This is a genomic window from Mesorhizobium sp. M1399 (assembly GCF_040317735.1).
In the GTDB taxonomy this organism is placed as follows: Bacteria; Pseudomonadota; Alphaproteobacteria; order Rhizobiales; family Rhizobiaceae; genus Mesorhizobium.
Window position 1 is genome coordinate 57,326 of the sequence record NZ_JAMYKZ010000009.1, and the last position, 18,893, is coordinate 76,218.

Sequence of the window (18,893 nt, forward strand, 5' to 3'; positions counted from 1 at the left end):
GACAGATTCAGCGGGTCTTTTCGGTTTGAAATCGGCGTTCAAGGAGGCTGACGAGACGGACCATCGGCCAGAGAAAGATGAGATAGACCAGCGCGGCGCCAATCAGCGGTGAGGGGTTGGCATAGAGCGATTGCGCGTTGGTCGCTTCCTTCAGCAGTTCGGGCAGCGCCACGGTGGAGGCGAGCGAGGTGTCCTTGAACATCGAAACGCAGTTGCTGGTCATCGGTGGAATGACGACGCGGATCGCCTGCGGCAGCACTACCTTGCGCAAGGTCAGCAAGAACGGCAGGCCGAGCGCCTGCGCCGCCTCGAACTGGCCGCGCGGAATGCTTTCTATGCCGGAGCGGAACACCTCGGCCGAATAGGCCGCCATGATGATGGCGAACGCCATCACCGCGGAAGTCCAAGACGACAGGCGTATGCCGAGAAACGGCAGCGCATAGTAGATCAGGATCAGCACGACCAGCACCGGCATCGCCCGGAAAATGTCGATGTAGCCGACAGCCAGCAGCCGAAGCGGCTTTGGCGCATAGAGCCGCACCAGGCTGATCGCGAGGCCGACGGGAATACCGATGCCGATGCTCATGATTCCGAGCAGCAGCGTGTTCAGGAAGCCGCGCAGCAGTGCCGGCAGGCTGGAGATCATGACGTCGGCGTTGAAGAAGGTGTCCAGCAGCGACATCGCAGCATTCCCGAAACGTTTGGCGTCCCGCGACGCTCGAGCCCGAGCCCGAAATCCGAAATCGTGCCGGCATCGAAAGCCGGCACGACATTTAAGCGCGAACTGCCGCTCAGGCCTTCGGCATAGGCATTTCCTTGACGGTCGAGGAATCGGCCGGTGCGTCGCTGCCGAACCATTTCTTGTGGATCGCGGCCAGCGTGCCATCCGTCTTCATCGCGGTCAGCGCGTCGTTCAGCTTGCCGAGCAACGGGTGGTCCTTGGTCATCATCAGGCCGTACTGCTCGCCGGTCTTGATGCGCTCTTTTACGGCGAGATCCTTCATCCTGGTGAAAGAATATTCCAGGCCCGGAATATCGCTGACCGCCGCATCGACGCGGCCGGAGCTGAGATCGAGCAGCAAATTCTGCTGCGTGTCGTAGCCCTTGACGTCACTGAACCCGTCCGCTTCCTGGTGCGCCTTGACCCAGGTTTCGCCGGTCGAGCCGGACAGCACGCCGACGATCTTGCCCTTGAGGTCGGCCTCGGCCTTGATTGGGCTATCGGCCTTCGCGGCGATGCCCATGTCGGAATCATAGTAGGGTTGCGTGAACGACTGCGACTTCAGCCGCTCCGGCGTGATGGTGATCGACGAAATGGCGACGTCGATGCGCTTCGAGGTGGTGGCGGCGAACAGCGCCTGGAAACCGAGGTCGGCGATGTCAGTGGTCATGCCGATACGCTTTGCCGCTTCGTTGATGATGTCGACTTCGAAACCCTCGAATGTACCGCTCTCGTTCTTGTATTCAAAAGGCGGATTGGTCGGATAGGCGCCGACATTCAGCGTGCCTTCGGCATAGGCCGGGCCGCCGGCGATGCCGATGGCGGCAGCAACAAGAAGCAGGTTGCGACGGGTGAAGTTCATTTTCGTTCCCTCTGGTTGTGATCGGACGGGTTTGGCCCCGCACGGTTTTGATACGCCAAGTAACCGGACTGCCGGAAAGCCCTCCCGGCACGGCAGTCGTAAGACATCGGATGCTATCCAAAGTACCGCGCTTTTCAAGGCGAAAGTTTTAAGCTTAAAAAATTGCCGCGTGTTGCCATCAGTCCGGAATAACCGCCGTGGCCTGGATCTCAACCTTGGCGCGATCCTCGACCAACGCCATCACCTGCATGGCGGCCATCGCCGGAAAATGCCGGCCGATCACCTCGCGATAGACCTCGCCGATCCCCTTGAGATTGGCCAAATATTCCGCCTTGTCGGTAAAGTACCAGGTCATCGAGGTGATATGCTGCGGCTTGGCGCCGGCCTCGGCGAGCACGGCGACAATATTGGCCAGCGTCTGCTTCACCTGGCCGACAAGATCGTCGGTCTCGAAGCGGCCCTGCCCGTTCCAGCCGACCTGCCCGCCGACGAAGACAAGCTGCCCACGCGCGGCGACGCCATTGGCGTAGCCGACGGGTTTCGCCCAGCCTTCCGGCTGCAGGATGGTGTGCATATCAAAGCCTCCCAATGCTCAAATCCGGTCGCTCAAAACTCAAAGACAATCAATTCTTCCACCCAAACTCCGGTCTCAGGCCGCTCCCATCACTTGCCGTGCAATCACCACCTTCTGCACGTCCGACGCTCCCTCGTAGATGCGCAGTGCCCGGATCTCGCGATACAGTCTTTCGACGATATGGCCCCTGCGGACGCCGTCGCCGCCATGCAGCTGCACAGCCCTGTCGATCACCTCCTGCGCCTTGTCGGTAGCGAACAGCTTGGCCATGGCGGCTTCGCGGGTAACCCGAGCCGCGCCCATGTCCTTGGTCCAGGCGGCGCGGTAGACCAACAAGGCGGCGGCATCGACATCCAGCGCCATCTCGGCGATGTGGCCCTGCACCATCTGCAGCTCGGCCATCGCTGCACCGAACAGCCTGCGCTCGGCCACTCTTTTGATGCTTTCGTCCAGCGCGCGCCGGGCAAAGCCGAGCGCAGCTGCCCCGACCGTCGAACGGAACACGTCGAGCACCGACATGGCGATGCGAAAACCATCACCGGGTTTGCCGATCAGCGCCGAGGCTGGAACGCGGGCATTGTCGAAAGACAGCCGGGCGAGCGGGTGCGGCGCGATCACCTCCAGCCGCTCGGCGATGGTCAGGCCCTTTGTCTCGGTCGGCACGATGAACGCCGAAAGCCCCTTGGCACCGGGCGCTTCGCCAGTACGGACAAAGACAACATAAAAGTCAGCGATACCGCCGTTGGAGATCCAGGTTTTTTCGCCGGATAGGATATAGCTATCGCCGTCACGCGTGGCCGTCATTTCCATATTGGCAACGTCCGAGCCCGAACGCGCCTCCGACAGTGCGAAAGCCGAAATCGCCTTGCCGGCCCGTGTCTTCCCCAGCCAGTGCTGCTGGTCTGGCGTGCCGAACAGGCTGAGCGCGCCGGTGCCGAGCCCTTGCATGGCGAAGGCGAAATCGGCCAGCCCGTCATGCCTGGCCAGCGTTTCGCGCGTGAGGCACAATGTGCGCACGTCGAGTGCTGCAGGGTTTTCGGTGTCGAGCGCTGTCGGTTTCAGCCAGCCATCCCGGCCGAGCTTGGCCACCAGCTCGCGGCAGGCTGCGTCGACATCGTCATGCGCGACCGGCAGGTTCTTGGCGCACCATGCCTCCAGCCGCTCTGCCAACTCGCGGTGATGGTCCTCGAAAAACGGCCAGGTGAGGAAGGAACGGTCAGGCATTTCTGCCTCCACAGTTCTCCGGCCCTGGCGCTCCACGGCGCCCCCCTCTGTCCTGCCGGACATCTCCCCCTCTAGGGGGGAGATTGGCGGCTTCGCTGCCACTGCTCTCCCGGCGATGTTGGAGATTGGCGAAAGCGGGCCTGACATCCAATCTCCCCCCTTGAGGGGGAGATGGCCGGCAGGCCAGAGGGGGGTGCTGTCTTGCCAGCGTGCCCATGGAAGCGATCATCCTCAATCCCCCTCGAACACCGGCTTCTCCTTGGCGACGAAAGCCTTGTAGGCCCGTTCGAAATCGCGGGTCTGCATGCAGATCGCCTGCGCCTGCGCTTCCGCTTCGATAGCCTGGTCGAAGCCCATCGACCACTCCTGGTTCAGCTGCGTCTTGGTCATGCCATGGGCGAAGGTTGGGCCGGAAACGATGCGCGCGGCCATGTCGAGCGCGTCGGCCTCGAGCGTTGCGGCATCGACCAGCCGATTGTAGAAGCCCCAGCGCTCGCCTTCCTCGGCGCTCATCGTGCGGCCGGTATAGAGCAGTTCGGCGGCGCGACCCTGGCCAATGATGCGCGGCAGGATCGCGCAGGCGCCCATGTCGCAGCCGGCAAGGCCGACGCGGCTGAACAGGAAAGCCGTTTTTGCCTGTGGCGTGGCGATGCGGATGTCGGAGGCCATGGCGATAATCGCGCCGGCGCCGACCGCCACGCCGTCGACCGCCGCAATAATCGGCTTGCCGCAATTCAGCATCGCCTTGACGAAATCGCCGGTCATGCGAGTGAAGGCGAGCAGCGCCTTCATGTCCATCTTGACCAGTGGGCCGATGATTTCGTGGACATCGCCGCCCGAGCAGAAATTGCCGCCATTGGGAAGGAACACCACCGCATCGACGTCGTCGGCATAGACGAGATCGCGAAAAGTGTCGCGCAATTCGGCATAGCTGTCGAAGGTCAGCGGGTTCTTGCGCTCCGGCCGGTCAAGCCGGATCTTTGCGATTTTGCCTTCGACCTGCCAGAGGAAATGCTTCGGCTTGCGGCCGGCTATCTTTGCCATTCCCGTCCCTCCCAATTGCTGCGGAAGGAGGTCAGCATGCCGGTCAGCCGGCGCGCCTCGTCCTCGCTCACATTGCCCAGCAATTCGCCGACCCATTTTTCATGCGCGGCGGCGATCACGCCGAAAGTCTTCGATCCCTCTTCCGTCAGCCGTACCATCGAGGTGCGGCGGTCGCCATTGCGTCGGGCTCGCATCACCAGCCCTTCCGAGACCAGCCGGTCGATGATGCCCGTGACATTGCCGTTGGACACTAGCAGGAAGCGCGACAGGTCGCTCATCAGCATGCCCTCGGGCGCCCTGTAGAGCGCGGCCATCACGTCGAAGCGTGGCAGCGTTGTGTTGAATTCTTGCCGCAAGCGTTCGCGCAGCTCGGCCTCGATGGTGCGCGAGGCGCGCAGCAAGCGTATCCACAGCCGCAGGCGGTCCTTGCCGGGTCCGGACGGGGCGGGCAGGGGACCGGCTACCATGTCTCACCTCCGGAGATCGAAATCGTTTGTCCGGTGATCGACCCGGCGGCGTCGCTACACAGATAGAGCACGGCGGCTGCAATTTCCTCTGGCTGGATGAAGCGGCCTTGCGGGTTGGTCTCGGCAAGGCTTGTCCGCGCCTGCTCGGCCGAGCGGCCGGTCGTTTCGACGATGCGCCGAACGGCGCCTTCCAGCATTTCGGTTTCGACGAAACCCGGGCACACCGCATTTACGGTCACGCCGGACTTCGCGGTCTCGACGGCGAGTGCCCGCATCAGACCGACGACGCCATGCTTGGCTGCGACATAAGCTGCAACATAGGGATAGCCTTTCAGTCCGGCGGTGGAAGCGATGAAGATGATACGGCCCGTCTTGCGCGCGGCCATGCCGGCCAGCGCCGGCTTCACCGTCAGGAACACACCGGTCAAGTTGACGTCGAGCGTGCGCTGCCAGTCTGCCAGCGAGGTCCGCTGCGCCGAGGCGCTGCCGGACATGCCGGCATTGGCAACGACGACGTCTAACGGTCCGCGTGCCGCTTCCGCGTCCTCGTAGAGCGACGCCATCGATGCCTCGTCGGTGACGTCGGCGGCAATGGCGAAGATGCGCTTGTTCTGAGCGGCGACCTCGGCAAGCGGCTCCACGCGCCGGCCACAGATGGTCACATCGATGCCTGCGCCGGCCAGCGCCAGCGCGATCGCCCGGCCGACGCCGGAGCCGCCGCCGGTGACCAGCGCATGTCGCCCTGAAATCGCTGCGGCGGAACTCATACTTTCAACCCCGCCGCCGCTTCGCGCTCGGCCAGCCGGTAGAGTTGGTCGCGGCCGGGCAGATAGGGATCCGGCCATTTGACGCCGCGATCGCCAAGCGTGACCGCCGCATGCAGCGTCCAATAGGGATCGGCAAGATGCGGCCTTGCCAGTGCGACGAGGTCGGCGCGGCCGGCCATCAGGATCGAGTTGACATGGTCCGGCTCGTAGATATTGCCGACCGCCATGGTCGCCATGCCGACTTCGTTGCGGATGCGGTCGGAAAATGGCGTCTGGAACATGCGGCCATAGACCGGTCTTGCCACGGCCGAAGTCTGGCCGGCCGACACGTCGCAGATGTCGACTCCGGCTTCATGCAGCTGCCGCGCGATCTCGACCGCATCGGCCGGCGTCACGCCCTCGATGCCGAGCCAGTCATTGGCGGAGATGCGCATCGAGATCGGCTTTTCAGCCGGCCATACGGCGCGCACCGCATGAAAGATTTCCAAGGGATAGCGCATGCGGTTTTCCAACGAGCCGCCATAGGAGTCGGTGCGCCGGTTGGTCAAGGGTGTGATGAAGGAGGACAGGAGATAGCCGTGCGCGGCGTGGATTTCGAGCATGTCGAAGCCGCAGCGCGCCGCCATCTCGGCCGAAGCGACGAACTGCTCGCGCACCGTATCCATGTCGGCGCGGTCCATCGCCTTCGGCACCTGGTTCTGCGGCGACCACGGCACGGAAGATGCCGCCATGACGGGCCAATTGCCCGAGGTCAGCGGCACGTCGGTTCCCTGCCAGCCGAGCCGGGTCGATCCCTTGGCGCCGGAATGGCCGATCTGCGCACAGATTTTGGCTTCGGTTTCGGCATGGACGAACTCGACCAGCCGCTTCCAGGCGACCTCATGCTCGGGCGCATAGAAACCGGGGCAGCCTGGCGTGATGCGGCCTTCCGGGCTGACACAGGTCATCTCGATGTAGAGGAGAGCGGCACCGCCCTTGGCCCGTTCGGCATAGTGGGCGAAATGCCAGTCGGTCGGACAGCCGTCGACCGCCTTGTACTGCGCCATCGGCGAGACGACGATACGGTTCTGCAGCGCCATGTCGCGCAGCCGGAACGGCGCAAACATCGGCGCGCGACGCAGACTGTTGCCGCCGGCACCGGCCTGACGTTGGAACCATTCCTCGGCGCCGGCCAGCCATTCGGCATCGCGCAGCCGCAAATTCTCGTGACTGATGCGCTGCGAACGTGTCAGCAGCGAATAATTGAACTGCACCGGATCGAGGCCGAGATAGCGCTCGACCTCCTCGAACCATTCGAGCGAATTGCGTGCCGCCGACTGCAGCTTCAGCACTTCGGTGCGGCGGGCGTCCTCATATTTGCGGAAGGCTGCCTCGAGGTCCGGCTCGGACTCGACATAATCGGCCAGCGCCACCGCGCTTTCCAGCGCCAGCTTGGTGCCGGACCCGATCGAGAAATGCGCGCTCGCCGCCGCGTCGCCCATCAGCGCCAGGTTCTTGTAGGACCAGCGTTCGCACAAGACGCGCGGGAAATTGATCCAGGCCGAGCCGCGGATATGATTGGCATTGGTCATCAGCGCGTGGCCGCCGAGATGGCGGGCAAAGATGCGCTCGCAGACGGCAATCGATTCCTGCTGAGACATCGCGCCGAAGCCGAAGCGTTGCCAGGTCTGCTCGCTGCATTCGACGATGAAGGTCGCGGTATCGCTGTCGAACTGGTAGGCATGCGCCCAGACCCAGCCATGTTCGGTTTTCTCGAAGATGAAGGTGAAGGCGTCGTCGAATTTCTGACGGGTGCCGAGCCAGACGAACTTGCATTTGCGGACATCGATATCGGGCTTGAACACGTCGACGAAGGCGCCCCGCGCTTTCGAGTTCAGCCCATCGGCGGCGACGACCAGATCGTGCGTCTCCATATATGGCTTGGGATCGGCGATGTCGGTCTCGAAGACCAGCTTGACGCCGAGTTCGCGCGCCCGCCGCTGCAGCAGCGTGAGCAGCCGCTTGCGGCCGATGCCGCAAAAGCCGTGACCGGTCGAGACCGTGCGCACGCCGTCATGGATAACGGCGATATCGTCCCAATAGGCAAAATGCTTGCGGATCCAGACGGCGCTGACCGGGTCGTTCCTGGTCAGGTTCTCCAGCGTTTCGGCCGACAGCACGACGCCCCAGCCGAACGTATCGTCGGCACGGTTGCGCTCGAACACCGTCACCTCATGCGCCGCATCCCGGAGCTTCATCGAGATGGCAAAGTAGAGGCCGGCTGGTCCGCCGCCGAGAACCGCAACTTTCATCGTGCGATCTCCTCTTCGCTTCTGTTTGTCGAGTTTACGCCTGAGGAAAATTAATTCAAGCTTGAAGTTTCAAGATTGAAACAATCCGCCCGGATAACTCGCCTTGCCGGCAGTCGGCTCCGCAGGCCAGGGACTCCCGGGCTATTTTTCCGGGTTCTTCGGACTCCACAGCACCGTTTCTGCATCCTTTTCATAGGCCATGCCATTGGGATAGCTGATCGCTTCCAACTGCAAGCCCCAAGGGGCCTGGAAGTAAAGGATGGCCTGGCCGGCGGCGGGGCCTTCGGTAACCGGCAGCGGTCCCATTCGCGTCTTGACGCCCTTGCCGTCAAGATAGGCTTTTGCGGCGGCGATGTCGTCGACATAGAAGGCGATATGGAAGCCGCCTATGTCGCTGTTGCGAGGCGTCAGGTCCTTCTGGTCCGGCGCGGTGTATTTGAACAGCTCGATGTTCGACCCGTGTCCGCAGCGGACCAGGGTGATCTCCTCGATCACCGCCTTGGGATCGACGCCCAGCAGATCCTGCATGAATGTGCCCTTGTCGTCGGCGAACGGGCCGAACGACATCGCCTTCTTGCAGCCAACCACTTCGGTGAAGAAATCGACCGCCTGCTGCATGTCGGGGACGGTGACGCCGGTGTGGTCGTGGCCACGCATGCCGGGTATGGAACTGGCGCAAGCGGTGCCGATGCTTCCCAGCACGGTGGCTGCAAGCGTCGCATATCGGATCGCATTCTTCATATCAGTCATCCTCCATAGCGGGACATTTTGCCGGGCGCACGCCCGAGGCCCGCTCTTCGGCGTGCGAATAGGATTGTGCTTCATGCCGGCGCCTTTGGGGCGGGAAGCAGCCAGGCGTCATCGATCTCGGGCAGCGGAATGGCGGCGAGGAGGTCGCGCGTGTAGGCCTGCCGCGGGTGCTCGAACAAAGTATCCGTCGCGCTGGCTTCGACGATCGCGCCTTCGCGCATGACGATCACTTGTCGGCAGAGCCTCCGGATCACCGACAGATCGTGGCTGATAAAGGCAACGGTCAGGCCCATTTCGGCGGCGAGTTTTTCCAGCAACGTCAGGATCTGCGCCTGGGTCGACACGTCGAGGCCGGAGACGATTTCGTCGGCCAGCACGAATTTCGGCGACAGCGCCAGTGCGCGGGCAATGCCGACGCGCTGGCGCTGGCCGCCCGACACTTCGTGACGGTAGCGGCCGGCAAAGCTCTGCGGCAGGCCGACGCGCTGCAGCGCCTCCGCGACGCGTGCCTTGAGATTGTCGCCAAGCCCGTTCTGCTTGAGGGGTGCTGCAATGATGCTGAAGATGGTGCGGCGCGGGTTGAGCGACGACATCGGATCCTGGAAGATCATCTGCAGATTGCGGCGCAGCGGCCGGAGCTCGGCCTCAGGCAGATGTGTGATGTCGCGGCCGTCGAACATGACGTTGCCGGCACTGGGCTCCAGCAGGCGCACCAAGGCACGGCCGAGCGTCGATTTGCCGGAGCCGGATTCGCCGACGATGCCGGTCACCGATCCCCTTGGCAGGTCGAAATCCAGGCCTTTCAGGATCTCGGCCAGCGGCGCCCGGCCGATCAGCGGTTTGCGCGTCATGTCGGGCAACGCAACCTTCAACCCGCGCACGGAAAACAGCGGCTCAACCATGCGGTCGCCTCCATGCCTGGTCGGCGGCGGCGATCTCCGCGGCCAGCCCGGCCAGCACCTTGTCGTCGACCGGCTTCAGCGAGGCGAACGGATCGGTGTAGCGCGGCGTCGCCGCCATCAGCGCCAGCGTATAAGGGTGCTGGGGTGCGGCGAACAGCGCTGCGGTATCGGCCTCTTCCACCACCTTGCCAGCATAGAGCACCGAAACTTTCTGGCTGATCTTGGCAACCACACCGAGATCGTGAGTAACGAACAGGATCGCCGTGCCGTGCTCGCGCTGTAATTGCGCGATCAGCCGCAAGATCTGTTTCTGCACGGTCACGTCGAGCGCGGTCGTCGGCTCGTCGGCGACGATCAGCCTTGGTTCGGCTGCAAACGCCGCGGCGATTAGCACGCGCTGCCGCATGCCGCCGGACAGCTCGTGCGGATAGCATTTGAGCACGCGCTCGGGGTCGCGGATCTGCACCTCGTCCAGCAATTGGCGGATGCGTGCATCGGCCTTCTCACCGCTCCAGCCGAGGATGCGCACCAGCCGGTCGGTCATTTGCGGGCCGATGCGCCGTGACGGATTGAGCGCCGTCAGCGGGTCTTGCGGGATCAGCGCCGTGCGCGCGCCGATCAGGGTGCGCCTTGCCTTGGGTGCCAGCCGGCCCAGATCCTCGCCTTCGAGCAGCATATTGCCTTCGACGATGCGCACGCTCGGTGGCAGCACGCCGAGCACGGCCTTGCCGATCATTGTCTTGCCGGCGCCGCTCTCGCCGACCAGCGCGCGGACTTCTCCGGGCTCGACGGCGAGCGACACCGAGCGCAGCACGCGCAAGCCATTAGGCAGCACCGCGCTAAGGTTGCGTATGTCCAGGCAGGGTTTCGCAGGCGCGTTCATCGCAGCACCGGATCGAAACGTGCCCTGAGACCTTCGCCGAACTGGCTGAACGACAGCACCGTCAGGATCAGGGTGACCAGCGGGAACACCAGCACCCACCAGGCCTGATGGATCGACAGGCGGCCCTCGGCGATAATGCCGCCCCAGGTCGGATCGTCGGTCGAGATCGACAGATTGACGAAGGACAGGATCGCCTCGACGATGACGGCGATGCCCATTTCGAGCGACAGGAGTGCCACGATCGAGGGCACCACATTGGGCAGCACCTCGCGCAGCATGATGCCGATGCGGCCATAGCCGGCGATGCGGGCGTTCTCGACATAGTCCATGCGCGACTGACCCATGGTCTCGGCGCGGATCACCCGGCAGAAGCGCGTCCAGTCGATGACGGCGATGGCGATGATGACCGAGCTCAAGCCGGTGCCGAGCACAGCGACCAGAAGGATGGCAAACAGCACCGGCGGAAACGCCATCCAGACATCGACGATACGCGAGATGATGCGGTCGGCCCAGCCGCCGAAATAGCCGGCGATCAGGCCGAGCGTCGAGCCGACCAGGCAGGCGGCAAAGGCCGCCGCGAAGGCGACGATGAAGGCGATGCGCGCACCGAAGATCAGCCGTGACAGGAGATCGCGGCCGAGGCTGTCGGTGCCGAGCCAGTAGCCGGGCTCGGCACCGCTCAGCCAGAACGGCGGCAGGCGCTCCAGCATCAAATCCTGCGCCAGCGGGTCCTGCGGTGCGACCAGCGGCGCGAAAATTGCGGCCAGCAGCGCAATCAGCAGCCAGCCGCCGGCCAGCCACAGGCGTGCCCGCGAGCCATGTCTCGAAATGCGGGCCTCATCCATGGCGCAGCCTCGGATTGAGCAGCGCATACATCATGTCGACGGCAAGATTGATCAGCACGAACAGCAGTGCGAACACCAGCACGATGCCCTGGATCATCGGCAGGTCGCGATTGATGACGGCATCGATCGCCATATTGCCGAGACCTTCATAGGAAAACAGCCGTTCGACGATGACCGTGCCGCCGATCAGGAAGGTAAACTGCACGCCGACCAGAGTGAGCGTCGGCAGCGCCGCGTTCTTCAACGCCTCGCGCAGGATGACCTGCGTTTCCGAAAAGCCCTTTACCCGCGCCAGCACGACATAGTCGAGGTCGAGCACTTCCTTCAGCGACTGTTTCAGCAGCTGCGAGATGATCGCGGCCAGCGGCAGCGCCAGCGCGATCGCCGGCATCAGCATGTGTGCCAGCAGGTCCCTGGTCAGGTCGAAGCGCAGTCGCACGATGCTTTCGAACAGATAGAATTGCGTGGCGAAGGGCAGGTCGAGTTGCGGCGACACTCGGCCGGAAATGTCGAACACCGGCACCAGCACGCCGAACAACAAGATCAGCACCAGACCCCACAGGAAATCGGGAATTGAGAGCGCCGCACCACTGGCAATGTCGATGCCGGCCTCGACCGCGGTGCCGCGCTCGCGCGCGCCGAGGATCGCCATCGTGCCGCCGATCGCCACCGCCATCACAAGCGCGACGGAGGCGAGCTCCAGCGTCGCCGGGAGGCGATTGAAGACCAGCCCCAGCACATCCTGCCGCAGTGAGATCGACGTGCCGAAATCGCCTCTGACTACGCCGGACAGCCAGATGAAGAATTGCTGGACGATCGTCTTGTCCAGCCCGTACAGAGCGCGCAGCCGCGCGATGTCGGCATCGGTGGCGCCGGGCGGCAGCATCATCGCGATCGGATCGCCGGGGGCGACGCGGATGACGATAAAGACGACGACGGCCACGCCGAACAGCGTGATCGCCATCGTCAGAAGACGGATCAGGAATCTTTGCAGCAGCATGGTCGCCTGTATGCCTGGCGGAAAAGGCGCGCCGTCGTTGCAGACGGCGCGCGTTAGTCCCGGGCCGATCTCAGGCCGGGCTCATCAGCGCCGGCAACAGCGCGCCCGACACATGCTGCACGACATTGACGCCCTTGGCATGCACGATCGGCTGCGCATACTGGATCAGCGGCAGCACATAGGCCTGCTCGGCGATGTATTTGTCGACGGCCTTCCAGCCGGCGATGCGCTTGGCCTCGTCCTTCTCGCCCCATAGCGGGTTGATCATGTCGATCAAGTCCTGGCTGTCCCACACCGAATGCGGGCTCGGGCCATACATGGCAAAGCCGGTCGAAGTGGTGGGGTCGCCGATGGCGTTGCCCCAATTGTAGAAGGCTGCCGGCGCCAGCTTGTCGGCGGCGCGCAGCTCGTAGTGCTTGGCGATTTCGTAGACCTCGATCGTCGCCTCGATGCCGACCTTGCGCCACATGCCGACGATCGCCTGGATCATCTCGTAATCCTTGGGCTTGAAGCCCTTGGTCGTCTGGATCGTGAACTTGACCGGCTTTTCCGGCGAATAGCCGGATGCGGCCAGCAATTCCTTGGCCTTTTCCGGATTGTGCTCGACCTTGATCGACGGATCGTAGGCGGCGTATTCCGGCGTCTCCAGCGTATCGATGGGCTGTCCGTAGCCGCGCAGCAGCCGGTCGACCAGCAGCTTCTTGTCGACCGCCATCACCGCCGCCTGGCGCACGTTCTTGTCCAGCATCACGTCGATGTCGTTGAAAAAGATCATGCCGATGTCGGAAACGTTCTTGCACGAGCCGGCAAGCCCGTCCTTGGCGATCAGGCGGTCATATTCCTCATAGGGGATTTCGAGCGTAACCTGCGAGGAACCGGACTCGATCTCGGCGACGCGGCTCGCCGCATCGGTGACGAACTTGATGGTCACGTTTTCGAAGGCCGGCTTGCCGCCCCAGTAGTTCGGGTTGGCCTTGAGACGCAGGAAGGCGTTGCGCTCGAATTTGTCGACCATATAGGGCCCGGTGCCGATCGGAGCTTTCTCGAAGCCTTCGGCGCCGACCTTTTCGTAATAGGCCTTCGGCATGATGTAGCCGGTCAGGAACGACATCCATTTGAAATACACTGGGTCGAATTGCACGACATCGCCGGTGATCTTGTTGCCGTCGATCTTGAAATTGTTGACGTTCTTCCAGACGAACTGGATCGGGTTGCCGGTCTTTTCATCGCCCGCCCGCTGCAGCGACCAGACCACGTCTTCGGCCGTAAATGGCGAGCCGTCATGCCAGGTGACGCCCTCGCGCACCGTCATCGTGATCTTGCTGCGATCTTCGTTCCAGCCCCATTCGGTGAGCAGGCCGGGCGCGAAGGAAAGGTCCGGCTTCTGCGGGATGAACTGGTCGAACACCGATTGGTAAAGGCCCTGGATGGTCGGGTTGACTGCCGAAGGCCCGGTGGTCGGGTTCCAGGACGGCAGGTTGACATTGTAGGCGATGGTCAGTTCGCCGGCAGCCTTGGCGATTTGCGGCAGGCCGAGCGCCGTAGCGCCAAGCGCGGCCGCGCCATATCCGAGCAATTCTCGTCTGTTGATTGTCATGGTCGTTCCCCTGTTGCTTTTATGCGCGGTGTCGTTGTCAATCGGTGGGTTCAGGCTCCTTGGGCAACCGCGCCTTGTCCTCCTTCACCCTAGTTGAAAATTACGGCTTTACCTCCCGCCAAGTTGTTGTGCGAGCATGAAGCCCGAGCCCGCACCAGTGCCGGCGCCCGGCCATGTTGCCGCCCCGGTCAGATGCAGATTGCCGACCGGCGTGTTCCAGCCGGCGTAGCCGCGCGCCGGCCGGAACAGGAAATTCTGCGCCAGATGATGGCTGCCGCAGATCTGGTCGCCGCCGACAAGGTTGGGGTTCTCGCGTTCGAGGTCGATGGGCGAGAACACGGCGCGGCCGAGGATCTTCCGGCGAAGGCCGGGCGCATAGCGCTCGATAATGTCGAGGACGCGCTCGGCGTAGTGCTCCCTAGCCTCGTCCCAGTGAGCCGCCGCGATCGTGCCCGCCGCATCGCTCACAATCTCGGCCGGCAGCATGCGCACCTGCACCCACAGCACATGCTTGCCGTCGGGCGCGCGCGATGTGTCGACCGCCGTCGGCTGACCGACGACCAGCACCGGTTCGTCCGGCAGCATGCCTGACATCGCCTGCTGATAGGTCCGCGACATGGCATCGAGCGACGGCGACAGATGCACATAGGCGAACTGCCGAAGCTCGGCGCCGGCGCGCCAATCCGGCAGATCGTCGAGCGCCAGATGGATCATCATCGTCCCCGGCGCGTGGCGAAAGTTTTTCATGGCCGTGTCGAAACCGGCGTCGCCCGAACCGTCAGGCAACAGCTTCCCGATCAGCGCCTTGGGCGCGACACCGGCGATAACAGCCTTGGTGGCGGTGTGGATCTCGCCGGAAGCGAGCCGCACGCCGGTCGCCTTGCCGGCGGACACCGTGATTTCGGCGACGTCAGCCCCAGTGACGATCTTGCCGCCGGCAGCCGTGAGCATCCCCGACAAAGCGTGGATGATGGTGTCGGCGCCGCCCTTGCCGAGCACCATGCCGAAGCACTGGTTGGCCATGGATTCGAGGTAAGGAAACACCGCGCCGCCGGCGATGTCGGGGGCGAAGTCGAGATGCATGCCCCAGGTGGCGAGCGTCGCCCTGACATGCGGCGACTGGAAAATCTCCTCGAGCCACGCGCGGGGTGAGGAAAGCAGCAGCCGCCCGGTATCGAGCGCGCCGGCAAAACCCTTCTTGCGCCACAGGTTCCAGGCAGTGCCGGCGAGCGCTCGACCGCTCATCGGCGAGCCCAGCAGCCGGAACAGATGCTCGGCCTCGGCCGGGAATGCCGCAACCAAGCGGCGCCATGTGGCGACGTCGATTGCGGAGAAGGCGGCCATTCGTGCAGCGGTCGTTTCCAGATCGCTGCTGACACCGAACCAGCGGCCGTCGGGGAACGCGCTGGCAAAACAGTCGGACACCGGCACGAATTCCAGCCCGTGGGTTTTCAATTCATTTGCATATTTCTTGTGAAAGGCGGAGCCGGCAAAAAGGCTCAGATTCATCGCGCCGAAATCGTGCCGGAAGCCCGGCAACGTGAATTCGCGCGTCTGGACGGCGCCGCCGATCGTTGCGTTGCGTTCGAAAACCGCTGTTTTCCAGCCTTTGAGCGCCAGATGCGCGGCGCATGCCAGACTGTTGTGGCCTGCCCCGACAAATATGGCGTCGAACTCGCTCACATCCCACCCAACCCATTTCCTTATGCTTAAAGATAATTGCAGATGCATATGTTTTCGTCTAGTAGGATATTAAGGGCCGCGAGAGCCTTCAGCACCATCGAGAAAGAGGGAACAGAGACCATGGATACGCAACAACTCCTCGGCGAAGTCGCCGGCCAGCTTCTTTCAGGCGCCATCCAGGTGGTCGACCTGACGGCGCCGCTCGGGCCGGACACACCGCTGATCAAGCTGCCGCCGGAACTGGCGGTAGACACGCCGAAGATCGAGATCCACGCCATCTCCGCCTATGACAAGAACGGACCTTGGTGGGCGTGGAACTGGCTCAAACTCGGCGAGCATTCAGGCACGCATTTTGATGCGCCCAATCACTGGATCACCGGTAAGGATTATCCGGACGGCGCCACCGACACCATTCCGGCGCAGAATTTTGTCGGACCCGTCAATGTCATCGACTGTTCGAAGGAAGCGGCCGCCGATCACGATTTCCTGCTCACCGTCGATCACATCAAGGCATGGGAAGCCGAACATGGCGTTATCAACGCGGGCGAGTGGGTGGTGATGCGCACCGACTGGTATAAGCGCAACGGCTCGGAAGCCGAGTTCCTCAACGCCAATGAGACCGGTCCTCACACGCCCGGCCCGACCGCGGAAGCCATCCAGTATCTGATCGGCAAGGACATCAAGGGCTGGGGCAGCGAGACGATCGGCACCGATGCCGGCAAGGCCGGCGGCATGGAGCCGCCATTCCCGGCGCACAGCCTGATGCACAAGGCCAATCGCTACGGCCTCGCCAGCCTTTGCAACCTCGACCGGCTGCCGCCGAAGGGCGCGATCCTGATCGCGGCGCCGCTCAAGATCGAGCACGGTACCGGCAGCCCGATCCGCGCCCTGGCGCTGGTGCCGAGACAATAGGGCAACTGGCGGTCTTCGGGAGAAGATCATGTGCGCAGGCAATGCTGTGGTGACGGGTTGGGAGCGGCAGCGTTGCAAAGCTGCCGCTCTACGGCGCCCCCCTCTGTCCTGCCGGACATCTCCCCCTCTAAGGGGGAGATTGGCAGTTTCGGCGCCCCGCTCATTCCTGCGACGTTGGAGAGTGGCGAAGGCCGCGGTGACAGCCGATCTCCCCCCAAGTGGGGGAGATGTCCGGCAGGACAGAGGGGGGCGCGAAGGAACGCCAACCCGCGCAAATGAATTCCACCTTCCGCTCACCGGGAGCACGCATCGATGAGCGCTCCTGATCACATCATCGTCGGCAGCGGCATCAACGCGCTGGTCTGCGCCGCGATGCTTGGCGGCAAGGGGGCGAAGGTGCTGGTGCTCGAGCGCAACGACCGCATCGGCGGCTGCATGCGCACAGAAGAAATCACCGCGCCCGGCTTCATCCACGACGTGATGGCGACGACCTTCGTTCTGTTCATCACCTCGCCGGCCTATGCGGCGCTGGGCAAGGATCTGGCGCGGCACGGGCTGGAGTTCTGCAACACCTCCACGCCGACCGGCGTGCTGCGTCCGGATGGCAGCCATGCCATCCTGCGCACCGATCGCGCCGCCAATGTCGCGGCGGCCAATGCGCTTGCCGCGGGCGACGGCGACCGGCACGGCAGCGATGTCGGCGAGATCGAGCGCAATGCCGGCCTCCTGTTCGGGCTGCTCGGCGGCAGCCTGTGGTCTTACCCGACGGCAAAGCTGCTGGCGGGCGAGGCATGGCGGCGCGGCCCGCGTGGCCTTGCCGCCTTTGTCGGCGACGCGCTGGTGCCGGCGCGCGGCTGGCTGGAAAGCGCCTACCAGTCGGAAACCATGCGCGCGCTGTGGGCGCCCTGGGTGCTGCATGCCGGCCTCGGGCCCGAAGATGCGTTTTCGGGACAGATCGCCAAGGTCATCGCCTTCGCGCTTGAGGCGGCCGGCGCGCCGATCGTCAAGGGCGGTGCCAGGAACCTGCTGTCCGCCTTCGAAGCCCTGATCAGGGAACGTGGCGGCGAAATCCGCACCGGCGCCGACGTCGCGGCCATCGTCCAGAGCGGAGGCCGTGCAACCGGCGTGCGGCTGGCTTCCGGCGAGATCGTGACCGCCAAGAAGAGCGTGATCTGCTCGGTCACGCCGACCCAGCTTTACGACCGGCTGCTCGGCAGGGATGCTGCAAAGGACGACGCCGAAGCAGCGCAAAAATACCGCTACGGCAAGGGCAATTTCCAGATCCACTATGCCTTGGACAGACCGCCGGCATGGCGCGGCGAGGGCCTGGACAAGGTCGCGCTGCTGCATCTGACACCCGGGCTCGACGGCGTGTCGAAGGCCTGCAACGAGGCGGTGCGCGGCATGCTACCGGAGGTGCCGACCATCTGCGTCGGCCAGCCGCATGCGCTCGATCCTTCGCGCTGTCCGGATGGCAAGGCGATCCTGTGGTTGCAACTGCCCGAGGCGCCACGGCATATCAAGGGCGATGCCGCCGGCAAACTGCAGACACCTGCGGACGGCCGCTGGACCGAGGCGCTGCGCGAAACCTATGCCGACCGCGCCGAAGCCATCCTTGCCAGTCATATCGAAGGATTCAAGGAGAGCGTCATCGCACGCCGCGCTTATTCGCCCGCCGATCTGGAAGCGATGAACATCAACTTGGTCGGCGGCGATCCGTATGGCGGCTCCTCGGCTATCGACCAGTCGTTTCTGTGGCGGCCGTTCAAGACGAGCCGCAATCACGATACCGGCGTCAAGGGCCTCTATCATATCGGCGCCTCGACCCATCCGGGGGCTGGCTTGGGTGGCGGCTCCGGCTTCCTCCTGGCGGGGAGGCTGTGATGGAACAGAAGGTTGTGCGCCAGCGCATCTCGACACTGGGCCAAATCGGCCTGCAGCAATTCGCGCCCTATCTGATGAACCGCATCATGGGCCGCTACAATGCCACCTTGCGAGATAATTTCCGCAAGCAGGGCCTGACCATTCCGCAGGTGAGGACGCTGGCCGTGTTGTCGGTCACCGAGGGCGTCACCGTCAACGATCTGTCGGTCTATACTGTCATCGAGCAGTCGACCTTGAGCCGGACGCTCGACACGCTGGAGGGGCAAGGGTTTGTCCGGCGCGAGCAGGGGGTCACCGACAGCCGTATCCGCCACGTGTTCCTGACCGACGATGGCCGCGCCGAATTCGCGCGCGCCTGGCCGGCCATGCATGACGCGTTCGAGGTCATGTTCGACGACATCGACGATGCCGAATACGCGGCGCTGATCGCGACACTGCAGAAGATGCTGAAGAACATTCGCAAGCACGACATCTGATCTTACGCGCC

18 protein-coding genes are annotated in these 18,893 nt (G+C 63.7%); 3 read left to right on the forward strand and 15 right to left on the reverse strand.

Going from position 1 to position 18,893, the window contains the following annotated elements; genetic code table 11:
• Positions 1–7 precede the first annotated feature (7 nt).
• The 15 genes from NKH05_RS17070 to NKH05_RS17140 form a co-directional block, all read right to left on the reverse strand.
• On the reverse strand, positions 8–682 hold the full coding sequence (locus NKH05_RS17070) for an amino acid ABC transporter permease (protein ID WP_023717875.1): 675 nt from the start codon (positions 680–682) through the stop codon (positions 8–10).
• 109 nt (positions 683–791) lie between these two features.
• On the reverse strand, positions 792–1,583 hold the full coding sequence (locus NKH05_RS17075; RefSeq protein WP_023717874.1) for an ABC transporter substrate-binding protein: 792 nt from the start codon (positions 1,581–1,583) through the stop codon (positions 792–794).
• Positions 1,584–1,761: 178 nt separating this feature from the next.
• Positions 1,762–2,157 carry a RidA family protein gene (locus NKH05_RS17080; RefSeq protein WP_352483286.1) on the reverse strand — a complete coding sequence of 132 codons (396 nt, stop codon included), beginning with the start codon at positions 2,155–2,157 and terminating at the stop codon, positions 1,762–1,764.
• Positions 2,158–2,232: 75 nt separating this feature from the next.
• On the reverse strand, positions 2,233–3,381 hold the full coding sequence (locus NKH05_RS17085) for an acyl-CoA dehydrogenase family protein (RefSeq protein ID WP_353025788.1): 1,149 nt from the start codon (positions 3,379–3,381) through the stop codon (positions 2,233–2,235).
• 231 nt (positions 3,382–3,612) lie between these two features.
• Entirely contained in the window at positions 3,613–4,425 is an 813-nt protein-coding gene (locus NKH05_RS17090; protein ID WP_353025790.1) for an enoyl-CoA hydratase family protein, read from the reverse strand.
• Positions 4,413–4,892, reverse strand: coding sequence for a MarR family winged helix-turn-helix transcriptional regulator (locus NKH05_RS17095; protein ID WP_023717870.1), 480 nt, complete (start codon positions 4,890–4,892; stop codon positions 4,413–4,415). Before NKH05_RS17095 ends, NKH05_RS17090 begins: the two co-directional genes overlap by 13 nt.
• The gene (locus tag NKH05_RS17100) at positions 4,886–5,659 is read right to left on the reverse strand and encodes an SDR family NAD(P)-dependent oxidoreductase (protein WP_023717869.1); all 774 of its coding nucleotides are present in this window, start codon (positions 5,657–5,659) and stop codon (positions 4,886–4,888) included. The genes NKH05_RS17095 and NKH05_RS17100 overlap by 7 nt, the downstream gene beginning before the upstream one ends.
• Positions 5,656–7,950 carry a bifunctional salicylyl-CoA 5-hydroxylase/oxidoreductase gene (locus NKH05_RS17105; protein WP_352493742.1) on the reverse strand — a complete coding sequence of 765 codons (2,295 nt, stop codon included), beginning with the start codon at positions 7,948–7,950 and terminating at the stop codon, positions 5,656–5,658. The genes NKH05_RS17100 and NKH05_RS17105 overlap by 4 nt, the downstream gene beginning before the upstream one ends.
• Before the next feature lie 141 nt (positions 7,951–8,091).
• Positions 8,092–8,691, reverse strand: coding sequence for a VOC family protein (locus tag NKH05_RS17110; RefSeq protein WP_352483281.1), 600 nt, complete (start codon positions 8,689–8,691; stop codon positions 8,092–8,094).
• Positions 8,692–8,771: 80 nt separating this feature from the next.
• Positions 8,772–9,602, reverse strand: coding sequence for an ATP-binding cassette domain-containing protein (locus NKH05_RS17115; protein WP_023717868.1), 831 nt, complete (start codon positions 9,600–9,602; stop codon positions 8,772–8,774).
• Positions 9,595–10,485 carry an ABC transporter ATP-binding protein gene (locus NKH05_RS17120; protein ID WP_031193635.1) on the reverse strand — a complete coding sequence of 297 codons (891 nt, stop codon included), beginning with the start codon at positions 10,483–10,485 and terminating at the stop codon, positions 9,595–9,597. Before NKH05_RS17120 ends, NKH05_RS17115 begins: the two co-directional genes overlap by 8 nt.
• The gene (locus NKH05_RS17125) at positions 10,482–11,330 is read right to left on the reverse strand and encodes an ABC transporter permease (RefSeq protein WP_353025791.1); all 849 of its coding nucleotides are present in this window, start codon (positions 11,328–11,330) and stop codon (positions 10,482–10,484) included. The genes NKH05_RS17120 and NKH05_RS17125 overlap by 4 nt, the downstream gene beginning before the upstream one ends.
• A complete protein-coding gene (locus NKH05_RS17130; RefSeq protein ID WP_352791877.1) occupies positions 11,323–12,330 on the reverse strand; it encodes an ABC transporter permease in 1,008 nt (335 codons plus the stop codon). The genes NKH05_RS17125 and NKH05_RS17130 overlap by 8 nt, the downstream gene beginning before the upstream one ends.
• A 70-nt stretch (positions 12,331–12,400) precedes the next feature.
• Positions 12,401–13,927 carry an ABC transporter substrate-binding protein gene (locus NKH05_RS17135; RefSeq protein WP_353025792.1) on the reverse strand — a complete coding sequence of 509 codons (1,527 nt, stop codon included), beginning with the start codon at positions 13,925–13,927 and terminating at the stop codon, positions 12,401–12,403.
• 108 nt (positions 13,928–14,035) lie between these two features.
• Complete coding sequence (locus NKH05_RS17140) at positions 14,036–15,610, reverse strand: phytoene desaturase family protein (protein WP_352791875.1); 1,575 nt, start codon at positions 15,608–15,610, stop codon at positions 14,036–14,038.
• A 120-nt stretch (positions 15,611–15,730) separates the two neighbouring features.
• Here NKH05_RS17140 and NKH05_RS17145 point away from each other — a divergent pair, with 120 nt between their 5' ends.
• The 3 genes from NKH05_RS17145 to NKH05_RS17155 all read left to right on the forward strand — a co-directional run bounded on the left by NKH05_RS17145 (position 15,731) and on the right by NKH05_RS17155 (position 18,882).
• Positions 15,731–16,522 (forward strand): cyclase family protein, encoded by a 792-nt coding sequence (locus NKH05_RS17145; protein ID WP_352791874.1) that lies wholly within the window; start codon positions 15,731–15,733, stop codon positions 16,520–16,522.
• A 312-nt stretch (positions 16,523–16,834) separates the two neighbouring features.
• Entirely contained in the window at positions 16,835–18,406 is a 1,572-nt protein-coding gene (locus tag NKH05_RS17150; RefSeq protein ID WP_352483277.1) for a phytoene desaturase family protein, read from the forward strand.
• A complete protein-coding gene (locus tag NKH05_RS17155) occupies positions 18,406–18,882 on the forward strand; it encodes a MarR family winged helix-turn-helix transcriptional regulator (protein WP_352483276.1) in 477 nt (158 codons plus the stop codon). Before NKH05_RS17150 ends, NKH05_RS17155 begins: the two co-directional genes overlap by 1 nt.
• Positions 18,883–18,893 lie beyond the last annotated feature (11 nt).

Bases quoted from the DNA above. Each gene is read 5' to 3' on its own strand.
- NKH05_RS17080 (WP_352483286.1), bottom strand. From the start codon at position 2,157: ATGCACACCATCCTGCAGCCGGAAGGCTGGGCGAAACCCGTCGGCTAC.
- NKH05_RS17090 (WP_353025790.1), bottom strand. From the start codon at position 4,425: ATGGCAAAGATAGCCGGCCGCAAGCCGAAGCATTTCCTCTGGCAGGTC.
- NKH05_RS17150 (WP_352483277.1), top strand. From the start codon at position 16,835: ATGAGCGCTCCTGATCACATCATCGTCGGCAGCGGCATCAACGCGCTG.
- NKH05_RS17070 (WP_023717875.1), bottom strand. From the start codon at position 682: ATGTCGCTGCTGGACACCTTCTTCAACGCCGACGTCATGATCTCCAGC.
- NKH05_RS17120 (WP_031193635.1), bottom strand. From the start codon at position 10,485: ATGAACGCGCCTGCGAAACCCTGCCTGGACATACGCAACCTTAGCGCG.
- NKH05_RS17095 (WP_023717870.1), bottom strand. From the start codon at position 4,892: ATGGTAGCCGGTCCCCTGCCCGCCCCGTCCGGACCCGGCAAGGACCGC.
- NKH05_RS17145 (WP_352791874.1), top strand. From the start codon at position 15,731: ATGGATACGCAACAACTCCTCGGCGAAGTCGCCGGCCAGCTTCTTTCA.
- NKH05_RS17100 (WP_023717869.1), bottom strand. From the start codon at position 5,659: ATGAGTTCCGCCGCAGCGATTTCAGGGCGACATGCGCTGGTCACCGGC.
- NKH05_RS17135 (WP_353025792.1), bottom strand. From the start codon at position 13,927: ATGACAATCAACAGACGAGAATTGCTCGGATATGGCGCGGCCGCGCTT.
- NKH05_RS17155 (WP_352483276.1), top strand. From the start codon at position 18,406: ATGGAACAGAAGGTTGTGCGCCAGCGCATCTCGACACTGGGCCAAATC.
- NKH05_RS17130 (WP_352791877.1), bottom strand. From the start codon at position 12,330: ATGCTGCTGCAAAGATTCCTGATCCGTCTTCTGACGATGGCGATCACG.
- NKH05_RS17085 (WP_353025788.1), bottom strand. From the start codon at position 3,381: ATGCCTGACCGTTCCTTCCTCACCTGGCCGTTTTTCGAGGACCATCAC.
- NKH05_RS17105 (WP_352493742.1), bottom strand. From the start codon at position 7,950: ATGAAAGTTGCGGTTCTCGGCGGCGGACCAGCCGGCCTCTACTTTGCC.
- NKH05_RS17115 (WP_023717868.1), bottom strand. From the start codon at position 9,602: ATGGTTGAGCCGCTGTTTTCCGTGCGCGGGTTGAAGGTTGCGTTGCCC.
- NKH05_RS17075 (WP_023717874.1), bottom strand. From the start codon at position 1,583: ATGAACTTCACCCGTCGCAACCTGCTTCTTGTTGCTGCCGCCATCGGC.
- NKH05_RS17125 (WP_353025791.1), bottom strand. From the start codon at position 11,330: ATGGATGAGGCCCGCATTTCGAGACATGGCTCGCGGGCACGCCTGTGG.
- NKH05_RS17110 (WP_352483281.1), bottom strand. From the start codon at position 8,691: ATGAAGAATGCGATCCGATATGCGACGCTTGCAGCCACCGTGCTGGGA.